Source organism: Flavobacterium aurantiibacter, from assembly GCF_002251775.1.
Taxonomy (GTDB): domain Bacteria; phylum Bacteroidota; class Bacteroidia; order Flavobacteriales; family Flavobacteriaceae; genus Flavobacterium; species Flavobacterium aurantiibacter.
In genome coordinates this window covers 24,530-37,400 of record NZ_NOXX01000224.1, presented here as the reverse complement: position 1 = coordinate 37,400, position 12,871 = coordinate 24,530, and the positions used below count along the sequence as shown (strand labels likewise).

11 protein-coding genes are annotated in these 12,871 nt (G+C 40.0%); 5 read left to right on the top strand and 6 right to left on the bottom strand.

Annotated features, from left to right (window positions below; translation table 11 throughout):
- Positions 1-4: 4 nt before the first annotated feature.
- Both CHX27_RS14085 and CHX27_RS14080 read right to left on the bottom strand, forming a co-directional pair.
- On the bottom strand, positions 5-715 hold the full coding sequence (locus CHX27_RS14085) for a hypothetical protein (RefSeq protein WP_094487399.1): 711 nt from the start codon (positions 713-715) through the stop codon (positions 5-7).
- A 557-nt stretch (positions 716-1,272) separates the two neighbouring features.
- The gene (locus tag CHX27_RS14080; protein WP_094487398.1) at positions 1,273-2,148 is read right to left on the bottom strand and encodes a DUF5655 domain-containing protein; all 876 of its coding nucleotides are present in this window, start codon (positions 2,146-2,148) and stop codon (positions 1,273-1,275) included.
- A 569-nt stretch (positions 2,149-2,717) separates the two neighbouring features.
- On the opposite strand from CHX27_RS14080, the gene CHX27_RS14075 reads away from it, so the two are divergent.
- Positions 2,718-6,221: a T9SS type A sorting domain-containing protein gene (locus tag CHX27_RS14075; protein WP_094487397.1), complete on the top strand. Its 3,504-nt coding sequence runs from the start codon at positions 2,718-2,720 to the stop codon at positions 6,219-6,221.
- Between the two features lie 29 nt (positions 6,222-6,250).
- Here the strand turns inward: CHX27_RS14075 and CHX27_RS14070 are convergent, their stop codons facing one another.
- On the bottom strand, positions 6,251-7,285 hold the full coding sequence (locus CHX27_RS14070; protein WP_094487396.1) for a Fic family protein: 1,035 nt from the start codon (positions 7,283-7,285) through the stop codon (positions 6,251-6,253).
- A gap of 498 nt (positions 7,286-7,783) precedes the next feature.
- On the opposite strand from CHX27_RS14070, the gene CHX27_RS14065 reads away from it, so the two are divergent.
- Together CHX27_RS14065 and rocD are read left to right on the top strand one after the other, a co-directional pair.
- A complete protein-coding gene (locus CHX27_RS14065) occupies positions 7,784-8,845 on the top strand; it encodes a sensor histidine kinase (RefSeq protein WP_094487395.1) in 1,062 nt (353 codons plus the stop codon).
- A 116-nt stretch (positions 8,846-8,961) separates the two neighbouring features.
- The gene (rocD, locus tag CHX27_RS14060; protein WP_094487394.1) at positions 8,962-10,203 is read left to right on the top strand and encodes an ornithine--oxo-acid transaminase; all 1,242 of its coding nucleotides are present in this window, start codon (positions 8,962-8,964) and stop codon (positions 10,201-10,203) included.
- A 291-nt stretch (positions 10,204-10,494) separates the two neighbouring features.
- On the opposite strand, the gene CHX27_RS14050 is transcribed toward rocD, so the two are convergent.
- Together CHX27_RS14050 and CHX27_RS14045 are read right to left on the bottom strand one after the other, a co-directional pair.
- The gene (locus CHX27_RS14050) at positions 10,495-10,758 is read right to left on the bottom strand and encodes a CCC motif membrane protein (protein WP_262494595.1); all 264 of its coding nucleotides are present in this window, start codon (positions 10,756-10,758) and stop codon (positions 10,495-10,497) included.
- Between the two features lie 60 nt (positions 10,759-10,818).
- Positions 10,819-11,106: a DUF2752 domain-containing protein gene (locus CHX27_RS14045; protein WP_094487392.1), complete on the bottom strand. Its 288-nt coding sequence runs from the start codon at positions 11,104-11,106 to the stop codon at positions 10,819-10,821.
- Between the two features lie 65 nt (positions 11,107-11,171).
- Between CHX27_RS14045 and CHX27_RS15600 the strand changes: the two genes are divergently transcribed.
- Positions 11,172-11,339 carry a hypothetical protein gene (locus CHX27_RS15600; RefSeq protein WP_165764525.1) on the top strand — a complete coding sequence of 56 codons (168 nt, stop codon included), beginning with the start codon at positions 11,172-11,174 and terminating at the stop codon, positions 11,337-11,339.
- Positions 11,323-11,877, top strand: coding sequence for a Smr/MutS family protein (locus CHX27_RS14040; protein ID WP_094487391.1), 555 nt, complete (start codon positions 11,323-11,325; stop codon positions 11,875-11,877). Before CHX27_RS15600 ends, CHX27_RS14040 begins: the two co-directional genes overlap by 17 nt.
- A gap of 15 nt (positions 11,878-11,892) precedes the next feature.
- On the opposite strand, the gene CHX27_RS14035 is transcribed toward CHX27_RS14040, so the two are convergent.
- Positions 11,893-12,864: a hypothetical protein gene (locus tag CHX27_RS14035; protein ID WP_094487390.1), complete on the bottom strand. Its 972-nt coding sequence runs from the start codon at positions 12,862-12,864 to the stop codon at positions 11,893-11,895.
- Positions 12,865-12,871: the final 7 nt, after the last annotated feature.

The following is a 12,871-nucleotide window of genomic DNA, read 5'->3' as shown; positions in this document are numbered from 1 at the left end:
AAAATCAATTGATATACACAACCGATTTCAAAACGGTAGTGCTTCCTAAATTTCTGACGACCTCAACACCATAAGCAGCATTAGAAAAAAGCTCCTCGGGCATAATTTTAGGATCTAGTATTTTGTTTAACACAACGATGCCTTTTGCTGGTTTTTTCAATATTGTTTTTTTAAATACGCCTACAGTATCGTTTTGAAATACGACGTTATATGTATTCTCCCCTATACTGTTCTCATATGAAACACTCGGAAAATAGGTGTTGTAAGTACCTTTCTTGTAATTAATCACTATTTTATAGCTGAAATAGTGGTAGGTGTCGTGAAAAACTTCGTTGAATATCTTTTTTGTAGCCTTATCGTCTCTAACTACTTGAAAAACCGTTTTGTCTTTTTCTTTATCGTACTCGCCGGTATACATCTGGTTTTCATGGTATAAAATACCCTTTAGTTTTGTTAACTCTTTCGCATTTAAACTGGCAATGGGCACAAAATAATCAAAACCGCCGTCTGGCTTTAGTTGTGCCAACCATCTCAAATTCGGAAAATCCTCACGAAACAAGGCAGTATCTGCATAAACATGCTGGTTTTCAATCTTATAATTTGATTTAGTCTCGTAAACAAACTTTATTTTCTTAAAATCGGCGGGCCGTTCTTGTATTTGCGCAACAGCCAAAGCGTTTACAACTAGGAGTATCAGAGCGAGGTGTAATTTCATGCGGTTGTGGTTTGGAGGGTTGCTATCAAATTCAAACTCATTTAAAATAAAAATTTGATGATTACGTAGTTTATCGATGTTCTGTTAAAAACACTAATAGAGAAAGTTTTAACGAAATACGATTAGCACTACTCGTAACTTCTACGTTAGGATAAAAATATAAAAAAATACAATAGCTCGATACGACCTTTTGTAATATTTTGATTTATACGGTTGAAAAATTCTGATGAGTGATATGACTAATAGTGGTAGAGAATTTCACGCCAAGATCTTTGTGAAAAAATGCAAATGTTTGAGCATTACGGTAAAAAAAACCATTCACTGTAGCCCAAATTGTATCTAAAACAAGAAACGAACATGGCTTCTATCAAAAACTTCTTTTGAGAGCTTATAATCTTGTTGGCCAGCATTAAAAATTTTGAAGCGATGAATCAGAACTAAAAAACTCCTTTAAATTGGGTTGAAACAGGATACTTTTTGTAATTATTTTGAAGAAGTAGTTTTTAAGTGGGGTTGTGGGATGGTTGCGGCTGTTATGCGCTGATTTTTTTTCATTTTTATTCATCTGCCACAATTCCGTATGAAAGCATCATTAATTCTTTTAACAAATCCTTGTTTTTAGAAATATCATTTTTGTCAACCCGAATCCTATATCGACCCCATTTACTTTCGTAATCCATTGTGTCAAGTTTTGCGTTATCAAGCTTGTCCTGAATTTCAGGTGATTGTTTTAGTCTTATTTCTAGCAACATACTACTTTTTTTGGCTCGAAAAATCGCAAAATTATTTGGTTGCCCATTTTTAGCAAGTCCGATATAATACTTGTTGTACTTCAAATCTAAATGAGGACTAAATTCTCTAACAATTTCGAGTAATTGGTCAGCCAATGCAACAGTCTGTTTGGTTCCTTTAACTGTCTCCCAGTACGTTCTGTCGGTAACTTCTTTTGTTTCTTCGTCTTCTTCAACTAATCCTAAATTTACCTCGTCTAAAACAGTTGTAAAAATCAAAGAAACTTCGTCTTTTGAAAACTGATAAGCAGACATTTGTATTGCAATTAACGGTATGTAACCGTTAAAAAGGCTAATAACATTCAAAAACCTACTTGTTATATCTTCTGCGATAATTACTGCACAATGGTCGTATTGTGGATATCTTTTTCTTTCAATGTCCCAATATTCAATGGTTCTAATTATATGACTTTCGTCAACCTTCCCCAACTGAACTTCAACTTCATATCTTCTTTTGCTTTCAGCATCTTGAAGCAAGAGATCAAGTCTTCCAGCCTTTGTGTGTATTCTTTCTTTATCTTTTAAAATCAAATCGCCAAGTCCTAAAATAGTTGGGTCTTCTGCAATCACTTTTTGAACCCAAGCTTCATTGAGCTCTTTATGCGTTAGTAGATTTAACTTTTCTGGTCTTACTAATTTCATTTGATAAGATTTTGTTTAGAGAATTTTCGGTTTTAATCAAACGTAGAGCTTTCAAACATACGAAAGTTTTCCAAAAATACGTTAGTCAGATTTTTCTATAATCTCTCGTAAATACGAATATTTTTCAATTCTGAACGCGTTTTAGATATTTAATAAATACTATCTCGTAGTTCTCTTACTCAGAATAAAGAGATGTAATTCCCGTATAGAAATCTTGTACATTATTTGGTCTGAAAAAAAATCCCTCCCCTCCTCCCAAAACTACCTACTTATAGGTATTTTTTACTAACGTTCGCATTTTTTACAACTACTCGCTTTTTTACGCACGATCTTCGCGCAAGGGATTGAAACGGAAAGCCGTGCTGAGGCAAAGCGATTGAAACCGCTGGCGGGGTGGCGACCCTAGAAGCCGCAACAACAGCTGGTTGAAACGCTTGGAAACAGCACGGCTTGCAGTAAAAAGCCCGACCTGCCGTTGCACGTACTTCCACTAGCGTATACGGCAGGATGCGCCCAAAAAAATCGACCTTTCAATAATAAATCTATCTTTACAAGCTAATTTACTGACTGTGAAAAAGATTTACCTGTTTTTACTGCTCGCTCCGCTACTTTCCCTAGCCCAAATACAATTTACTACCAACGTGTTAACCGACCAAAACTCGGGTTTTCAAGGCGCCGATGGCTTTGAACTTATCGATGTAGATAACGACGGCGACAAAGATATTTTTGCCTACAAAGGCAGCAGTTTGGTTGTATTTGAACGCCTGACCAACGGTCAGTTTAGCAAACCCTTACCAATTAACACGCCCTTTCAAACCTCGTTTACTGCGAAAATGGGCGATCTTAACGGCGACAACTTGCCCGACTTGGTGATTATTACTTCAAACTCCATCAGTTGGATGCCTAACACCGGCTCGTTTACTAATTTTACCGTCATTAACCTTATTTCGACCAATAATGTGCCGAACAGCGTACAAATTATTGATCGCGATGCCGATGGCGACCAGGATATTTTCTTCTACGACACCTTTAACTCGGGCTGGTTTATAAACAACAGCAACGCCACTAGCTTTACCTTCTCCAGCTATTTTGGCAGCAGCGTTTTCGATATTTTAGTACAAGACGTAAATGGCGATAACGCAGCCGACTTTATCTCGAAAGCCTCCGACGGAGAAAATGATTTGCGCTTTACCGTGTACGATGCCACAGCTACTAATTCGTACAACTTTATTGAAACGATCGACGGTTTTGCTGTAGGTGGTTATCCGGCACTCGGCGATTTAGACGGCGATGGCGACAATGATCTTGCCTACGCATATTTAAACGGAACCGCACGCCAATTGGTTTGGTATCAGTACAACAGCACCACCGGGCTTTTTGGCCCTAAAACGGTGATTGCAAGTTTAACTACCGATCCGTCGGGAGTTTATGTAGGAAATGTAAACTCGAATGGCGCTGCCGATATAGTACTCACCTACAACGATCTGGATAAAATTTCGTGGGTACGTTCGAACGGAAATGGCTCCTTTGCCGCCGAACAAACCATTACAACGGCCGCCGATTTAGTGCGGCAGGTACTCATTGCCGACGCGGATGGCGATACTTTTAACGATATTTTCTTTACCTCGTACTACGACTCGAAGATTAGTTATCTGAAAACTAACGGCGCTGTAAATCCGACTTTTACCGAAGTTCGTTTGAACAATGCCACTTTTGGTGCGTTTAGTGTCGAGGCTGGTGATTTGGATAACGACGGCGATCGCGACATCGTGCAAGCCTCGTTAATAGAACGAAAAATAAGCTGGTTCAAAAACGAAAATGGCGCTTTTAGTAGCAACCAGAACATCATTCACGAGTTTGAAACCTACGCGCCGTACAACTTACGTGTAACCGATATCGACAACGACGGAGATAAAGACATTTTGTATTTCTCGACCTGGGAACCCAATTTGTCGAATGCCAGCGAATTGGTATTGTTAAAGAACAGCAACAACGGAAGTACGTTTACCAAATCGATTGTTTACGCAGTTAACGAAGAAATGTCGACTTACGAATTGCTCGATGCGGATAACGACGGCGACCAGGACCTTGTTGTGGGAAATAACGGCAATTTAATGTACCTCTTTAAAAACAACGGAAACGGAACCTTTGCAACGCCAACGCAGTTCTCGGAGTTCTTATTCAACCGCGCACCTGGATTATTTGCAGTTGCTGATTTCGACAACGACGGCGATACCGACATTGCAACAGGCCGTAGCGACGGCGAAGTGTCGTGGTTTGTGAATGAAGGTGGAAACTTTACGCAAAAGAACATCGTACTTGCGCCTAATAATTTAAACTACAGTATTAAAGCTGCCGACATTGATAACGACGGTGATCAAGATTTGATTTACGAAAATTACAGCCCGAATCGGATTGGCGTTTTCAAAAATCAAGGATTAGGCGTTTTTGCCGCTCCGGTAGTAATAGATAATTCTATTTTCAGACCGCGCGGACTAAACGCAGTTGATTTAGAATTAGACGGCGATTTGGATTTGGTTTGTGGAAGTGAAAATTCGATAATCGTAGCCTACCTAAACGATGGCAATGGCAACTTTGGCAGCGAAATTACCATCAGTAACGAACCCGCTGCGACACGCGATATTACTACAACCGACTTTACCGGCGACGGTTTGCCGGATTTTGCCATAGCTTCTTACAACGACGACAGTATTGTTTGGCTCGAAAATCGCGGACTTGCCACACGACAAATCAACGGAAAAGTGCAATACGACGCCGATTCGAACGGCTGTACCACCCAAGATTACGGCGTGGCAACCAAACTCGTGCAGGCAACCGATGGCAATTTCTCGTTAGCGGCATTTACCTTGGCAACCGGAAACTACCAACTTAACTTAAGCGACGGAAATTACACGCTGAATTTGCCAAACACCGCTACACATTTTGGCGTCTCGCCTTTGGAGCCAATCGTGCAATTAAACGACGCATTACCCGCGATCGAGAGTAATTTCTGTATCACTCCCGCTATTGCCACAGAAGACTTGGAGATTAGCCTCTACCCTACCAACAGCGTTCGTGCTGGTTTTGATCATCAGGTTAAAATGATTGTCAAAAACGTCGGAAGCGTTGAAAAAAATGCCACGATAAAACTGTATCATCCTGCGAACAAATTGTTGTTTCAATCGGCCGAACCCCAAGCAAACGCAAGTACAGCGGGCGTTTTAGAATTTACGATTAATAATTTACAGCCACTAACCGAACGTTTACTCACAGTGAATTTTACTGTAGCTGTTATTCCGATTGTGAATTTGGATGAAATTGTCAATATCGGTGTGGAAATTGAAGATAGTGAAGGCGACGCAACGCCTGATAACAACGGCGCGTCGGTAAATCAGTCGGTGATTGCTTCGTACGATCCGAACGACGTAACCGTATTTGAAGGTGCAACCGTGCCTATTGAAAACGCGAACAATTACTTGCACTACCGCATTCGATTTGAAAATACCGGTAACACCTACGCCGACCGTGTAGTGATTAAAACAACTTTAGATTCGGATTTAGACTGGAACACCTTGCAACCCGAGGGTGCGAGCCACAACTACTTTACCACGGTACGAAACGGCAACGAAGTTACTTTTACGTTTAATGCCATTTACTTACCGGCAGCCTCGCAAAATTTAGCTGCCGCTCAAGGCTACGTTTTGTTTAAAATTAAGCCGAAAAATACGGTTGTTGTTGGCACAGCAGTAAACGCAACAGCGGCAATTTATTTCGATTTCAATCCGCCGATTATTACTAACACGGCGACAACTACTTTTGTGAATACCGCGTTATACGTCGATCAGGTTGATGTTGAAAAAATGGTTTTGTACCCAAATCCGGTTGATGCTGTTTTAAACGTAAACCCAACCACCAATTGGCAAGAAATTGAATTGATTGACGTAACCGGAAAAACCGTGATTCGCGCAAAAACGTTTCCGATTACCACCGGAAATCTGGCGCCAGGCATATATATTTTAAAAGCTAGGACAACTAGCGGACAGTCTTTGGTACGTAAAGTGGTGAAACGATAAGCGATTAGTTTTAATAGCCTCGAGCGTTTTTAAAAATAATTACTTCCTGCAAATGCCACTTGATCAATAAAAATTTGCTTCATCGGCGAAATATTATTTTGCTCATAGAAAACGAGCATGGCTTTTTTGTAATCAAGCGAATCGACAGTTCTAAAGGAAATGGGAACACAATTGTTTGCCATTAAAATCCCGTTACTAACGATACGAGCAGTACGCTTATTTCCGTCGACAAAAGGTTGTATGTAAGACAGCAAGCATAAAGTAAGAAGTGTTTTTTCGAAAACATTCGATTTTGCATTAACTAGTTCGCACGTCTGTTCGAGTGCGTCGCGTATTTGAAACTGATTGTCTAACGGTTTGTAATTAGTTCCAGTAATACCTACCGGTTTATTTCTGATGTTTCGTGGAATAGCTAAATTTTGAATGAGTAATGAGTGTATGTTCTCAATCTTAGCTAGGGAAAGCGACTCAAAATAGTCCAGATTATCTACCAGAAAATCGATAGCTAATTTGTGATTGAGAAGCATTGTTGCTTCCTCCTTGGTTTTACCTTTTGCTTCTTGTTGCTCTTTCAGCAACAACTCGGTTTCAAGCAAAGTGTATGTATTACCTTCAATTTGCGAAGATTTCCAGCTTAAATCAATAGCCAAGCGTTCCAGTTCTTTTAAAAACTCGAAAGAGGTTGCGGAACTTCGAAAATCTGTAAAACGCTTTTGAAACTGAAAAAGGTTTGCCAGTTCAAATTCACTGAAAATTGGTACTTCCGATAAAGTTTGAGTTATCAAATCAAAACTAAAGTTAGCGTTAATCCGACGTTCATCGACTTCCGATAAAAAGTACTTATCAATGTCTATGGTGTGAAGAAGTGCATATCCCGCAGATAAGAAATACTTGGTTGCTTTGCCCACACCAGCCTTTTCGACATAGCGTTTTTCAACCAACTCATTCAGAACTCGTTTTACAGTCGCTAAACTGCTTACATGCGCATTTGCAGCAGCTATCTCACTGGAAGACATGGAACCGCGTTCTTGAAGAAGTGTGATAATTTGTTTAGAAATCGACATAAATCATATTTACGGCTCAAAAATAACAAAAATACAGCTCAAAATCCGGTTTTTTGAGCCGTATTTTTAAATTCGGTGAGCTGTATTTCATTTTAATACGTTTAGTATCAGTTTCACCCATTTTACCGGAAAATTCATTTGCAGCTGCCGGCCGTTAAGTCTTAAAAAAGAAAGACTCTGTAAATATTTTTTACTTTATATAAATACGATTTATCGGGTGTTTTTCAATTAAATAAAATTATGTGTATNTATATTGATAATCAAATAAAACCAATAAAGATAAAAAATCATGGTCGAAGAGCAGTATCCGTTTTTAAACTCGGATTAGATTATTTGTCAAATTGCTTATTATCAAAGTTCAATAAGCTGGAAATTAATTTAATACAATTTTTGTCGTGTACTTAGGTATATACTACAAAATCCATGTAGAAAAAATCGTACAAATTCGATAATTGTACAACAAAGAATTCTGCCACTTTTACAAACTACAATCGTTTTATGAGACTTTACGAAACCTTATCACGACTGCCTTTTATCAAAAACAAATACGCAAGTAAGTTTTTATTTGTGGCTTTTGTCGGAATACACATTCCAGTTTTGGGATTGACATACTATCTCGCCGTAAAACACGACGAGTTAGATGCCGAAACAACCTTTTTTATCTGTTTGATTTCGACATTACTAGCAACTGTAATCACGCTTTATGTTTTGAATGGACTTATACGTCCAATAAAAAAGTTGGTTGATGCTATAAACCGCTACAAAAAAGATAGAAGCATCGCTGCCATTGATGTCGATACTGCCGATGAAGTTGGCCAACTAATCAATCACACGCTCGATGCCATGCGAAACAACGAAGAATTACTTCGTCAAAAGCAGGAATTGATGTATTTGTTCTCGCACGATCTTAAAAATTTCGCACTAAACCCAGAAGCATTGGCAAACGATATACTGCAATCAAATCCTTCCGAAAATATCAAGCAAAGTGCCGAGTTAATTTTACAAACAGCACAGCGTCAAAAGAGATTTTTGGAGAGTTTTATCACGCTACTACAGGAGGAAGAAAAACTATCTAAAGTAACATTTAAGGTTAAGTCGGTAAACGCAAGTATTTTAATCAATGAACTGAAAGCATTTTTTCAAGCTGCTGCCGATGCGAAAAATATTTCAATAGTTTTTTCGGGAGAATCGGTCTCCGGTCATATCCGCATCGATCGAGAAGTGCTACAACAAGTACTGCGAAATTTGGTAGCAAACTCAATAAAGTTTACACCAAACGGAGGTACGATAAATGTTTCTTTTTCAAAGCACAATCACATTTTTAAAGTATCTATTTCCGACACGGGAATCGGATTTTCAAGTCATGCAAGTAAGTTTCTTTTCGACAAATTCTCCGCAGCAGCGCGCCTCGGAACGGAAGGCGAACCATCTACAGGTATCGGCTTGTACTTGTCGCAACAGCTGATCAAAAAAGCGGGCAGTGAAATTATTGCATACAGTGCTGGCGAAAACCAAGGAGCGTCGTTTTTCTTTGAGTTAAAAACATACCGCGTCAAGTAGTTCCTGTAACGATAAGCTAGCTGCTTCAATTATTAAATTCTCAATTTCGTGACGCCGTTACAAAGGCATTTTCTATTTTTACAGTCACATTTCAAGAATCTTTTAAAACTGCGGTTATGAACGTATTGGAACAATCAAGTACTCAACATTTCATCGATATCGAAGATCGCCACGGCGCACATAACTACCATCCGTTACCTGTGGTACTCAGTCGCGGGGAAGGCGTTTTTGTTTGGGATGTCGATGGTAAAAAGTACTTCGACTTCCTTTCGGCGTATTCTGCGGTTAATCAAGGGCATTGCCATCCGAAAATTATTAGCGCATTAGTAAATCAGGCGCAAACCCTAACTTTAACGTCGCGTGCTTTTTACAACGATAAACTCGGTGCCTACGAAAAGTTTATCACTGAATATTTCGGTTACGACAAAGTTCTGCCAATGAATACCGGCGCCGAAGCCGTGGAAACTGCCTTGAAAATTTGCCGCAAGTGGGCCTACGAAGTAAAGAAATTACCCGAAAATTCCGCACAAATTATTGTGTGCGACGGTAACTTCCACGGGCGAACAACTACGATAATTTCTTTTTCAGGCGACACCAACGCACGAAAGAATTTCGGTCCATACACCGAAGGATTTATCCGAATTCCTTATAACGACGCAGCTGCGCTTGAAAATGCATTAGCAAACAATCCGAATGTTGCCGGATTTTTAGTGGAACCCATACAAGGCGAAGCCGGCGTTTACGTGCCCAATGCTGGTTATCTAGCCGCAACGAAAGCACTTTGCCAAAAACACAACGTTCTTTTTATTGCCGACGAAGTTCAAACCGGAATTGCTCGAACCGGACAGTTACTCGCCGTTTGTCACGAAGGAGTTAAAGCGGATATACTCGTACTTGGAAAAGCGGTTTCAGGCGGCGTTTATCCCGTAAGTGCCGTTTTAGCGGATAACGCAATCATGAATGTCATTAAACCCGGGCAGCACGGCTCAACTTTTGGTGGAAATCCGTTGGCAGCAGCAGTTGCTGTAGCTGCGCTCGAGGTAGTGCGCGATGAACATTTGGCGCAAAATGCGGCTCGTTTAGGCGAGATTTTTCGTCGAGAAATTGGTAAGTACGTCGAGAAATCCAATATCGCCAGCTTGGTTCGTGGAAAAGGTTTGCTTAACGCCATTGTAATTAACGACACAGAAGAGAGCGATACCGCATGGAATATTTGCGTGCGTATGGCCGAAAACGGCTTGCTAGCCAAACCAACTCACGGAAACATCATTCGCTTTGCGCCACCTTTGGTTATGACCGAAGAACAGCTGCTCGAATGTGTGGGTATCATCACAACAACATTGCAAGAATTTGAATAAGTAAAAAGAATCGGTTTTATAGCCGATTTTTTTTTGGGCGTTCCGGCGCAGTGGTTTGCTTCGCAGTCGCGTAGTGGCGCCGTCGGTTGCTTGTTGCAATAAGCTTTGCTGCCGTGCCGTTTGCTAGTATTTTGGTCGGCTTCCTTCGGTCGCCACCCAAAAAACAGCAAACGAGCACACCCGCTGTGCTTATTTCCACGCCGCCACCTAACGCAGAGAAATTCGGAACAAAAAACATAAAAAAAGCCGCTACAATATGTAACGGCTTGTTGATTAAATGTAGCTGGATGTTTACATGCCTTGCATCGCTTGTTGCAACGCTGCAGGGTCATTCATGACAGCCCATCCAAAAGTTGCAATAACGAAAATAATACTTAGTAAGGCTAAAATGTTTAAAATTAATCCGATGATAGCTAAAACGCGTCCGGTCTTTAAAGTGCTGTAGTTGTCATATCCTTCCGGATTAGCCGCAAACAAGGCTTTGTCTTTCTTAGCAAGTACCAAGGCAATAATCGCAAAAATTAATCCAACACAATAAAAACAACAGCCGGGAATAGAAATAATTCCTTAAACTAAAACCGCTGTTGCGTTGGGTAGCTTTCTTTGTTCCATAATTTAAAAGATAAAGGTTAGTTTGTAAATATAGAAAATTGTCATTGAAATTGCTGTGAAAATAGCTAAACGAATATTAAATCGCGCAATTTTTTCACCCGGACGTAACACTTGCGTAACAACGCCAACAACCAACACTAAAAATGGATAAATAGCGGGATAAATTTGCAAAGCCGAATAAAAATCGCCGCGAAGTATAAAAGCAAGAGCACGCTGCATGCCACAGCCAATACAATCAAATCCTATGAGTTGTTTGAAAAAGCACGGCAGCATTAAATCTTCTAATCGCATGCCCAAATGTCTAAAAAAACTTTTAAAAATAAAGGGCAGTTCTAAACTTCTCGTACTTTTGAATCATGAAAATAGCACGTATAATTATTTCGTTCTTAGCAATTGGTGTAGCCTTGTACGAACAAGCTGAGGCCAAGCCAAATTTGCTGATCGTAATTCCGGCTGTACTCGTATTCGTATTTGGTATGATGCCGCTTTTCAATACACCAAAAAAAGATGAAACAAACGACTAAACATTCGTTCAAAACAGGCGATCGCGTTCAAGTACTCGACGATGCCGTTGAAGGCGTCATCACGGCCATCGATACCGATTCCATCACCATCGAATCAACCGACGGCTTTCTAATTAAATACCAACCGAATGAGCTAATTAAAATCGGTGAAACCAAAATAGCCGTAAGTTATCAAGACATTCGACTCGCTAAATCAATCAAGGATGTTCCTCAAAAAGTAAAAAAATCGCCATTTAAAGATAAAGTGCGTGCCACACCCTCGTTCGATTTACACATCGAAAAAATCGTAAAATCTCATAAAGGAATGAGCAATTTCGATATTCTTAACTTACAACTCGAAACCGCACAGCGACACATCGAATTTGCAATAAAAAATCGGATTCCAAAAATAGTACTGATCCATGGAGTAGGAGCGGGCGTGCTGAAAACGGAGTTGGAATATTTATATCGAAAATACGACCAAATAATCGTCAGCGAAGCCAGTTACCAATTGTACGGACAAGGCGCCAGTGAACTGTATTTCAAACAGAACAATTAACGAAAATTATATCGATTAATTGGTTTGCAACTCGCCGAACAAATAGTTGTCGCCAAAGGTAAAATTCAACGCTTGCTCGGTGTCTTTTAAAATAACGCGTTGAAACCGTATCGTATGGGTAAAAATTCCAGCGGTTTCCGTTGTTTCCACTGTGATTATTCCCGATTGATTGGCAATTCCGCTTTCCGAAATGTAAGACTTTTCGATGGAAGGCAGGTTGTTATTGCAAATCAAATCGGCATTTAAATTTGTTCGATATACATTAAAAATCACACGATCATTCTCGTCAAGTAAAGCCGTCCGCGGACTTCCACTCGTAGTAGCTTGATTTACAATCAAACTGTTATATGTTTCCGGACTCAAATTTAAAGCGAGTAACTGCAAGCCCGAACTTTTAAAGAGCAAATTGTTGGCTGTACACGATTGAATATCAATATTTTCAAATGTAGTTGGTCGGTAAATGTTGCTTCTTACATAACTGCCAAACAGTATGGTTTCATTGCGTTGTGTAATGCCATTTCCACGATCAAATACAATATCTCTAAAAATCAAATTGTGGCTAAAACCCGTAATAATATTAGAACCTGTCGTCGTTGTCGGATTTACGACACCCGTGGTAATCTCAAGCGTTCCACCAGTTGCGGTCCACTCTTCCAACACCTGAGGTTGCGCGGGCGGAACAACCGAACACAAGGTTGCCTCGGTAACTTCGCCATCATACAATCGGTACGTTACCTGCGCTGCAGTAGGAATTTGCAACAAAATCGGATTGTCTGAGGTTGTGATTCGATTCGGGAAATTTGTCTCATTCAATTCGATAATTAGAACTTCGTTGCCGTTAATTTTATAGATAAAAAAATCATCGGTTCCTTCGCCGCATTCACGGGCAGTTGCTGTTTCAAAATCGAACGCTTCAACCGAAACGTTCCCATCATCGCAACCAAAAAACGAAGCTGCAAGCAACAAGACAAAAAGTACTTTCTTCATGTTCATA

Bases quoted from the DNA above. Each gene is read 5' to 3' on its own strand.
- CHX27_RS14085 (WP_094487399.1), bottom strand. From the start codon at position 715: ATGAAATTACACCTCGCTCTGATACTCCTAGTTGTAAACGCTTTGGCT.
- CHX27_RS14080 (WP_094487398.1), bottom strand. From the start codon at position 2,148: ATGAAATTAGTAAGACCAGAAAAGTTAAATCTACTAACGCATAAAGAG.
- CHX27_RS14070 (WP_094487396.1), bottom strand. From the start codon at position 7,285: ATGTCGATTTCTAAACAAATTATCACACTTCTTCAAGAACGCGGTTCC.
- CHX27_RS14065 (WP_094487395.1), top strand. From the start codon at position 7,784: ATGAGACTTTACGAAACCTTATCACGACTGCCTTTTATCAAAAACAAA.
- rocD (WP_094487394.1), top strand. From the start codon at position 8,962: ATGAACGTATTGGAACAATCAAGTACTCAACATTTCATCGATATCGAA.
- CHX27_RS14045 (WP_094487392.1), bottom strand. From the start codon at position 11,106: ATGCGATTAGAAGATTTAATGCTGCCGTGCTTTTTCAAACAACTCATA.
- CHX27_RS15600 (WP_165764525.1), top strand. From the start codon at position 11,172: ATGAAAATAGCACGTATAATTATTTCGTTCTTAGCAATTGGTGTAGCC.
- CHX27_RS14040 (WP_094487391.1), top strand. From the start codon at position 11,323: ATGAAACAAACGACTAAACATTCGTTCAAAACAGGCGATCGCGTTCAA.
- CHX27_RS14035 (WP_094487390.1), bottom strand. From the start codon at position 12,864: ATGAAGAAAGTACTTTTTGTCTTGTTGCTTGCAGCTTCGTTTTTTGGT.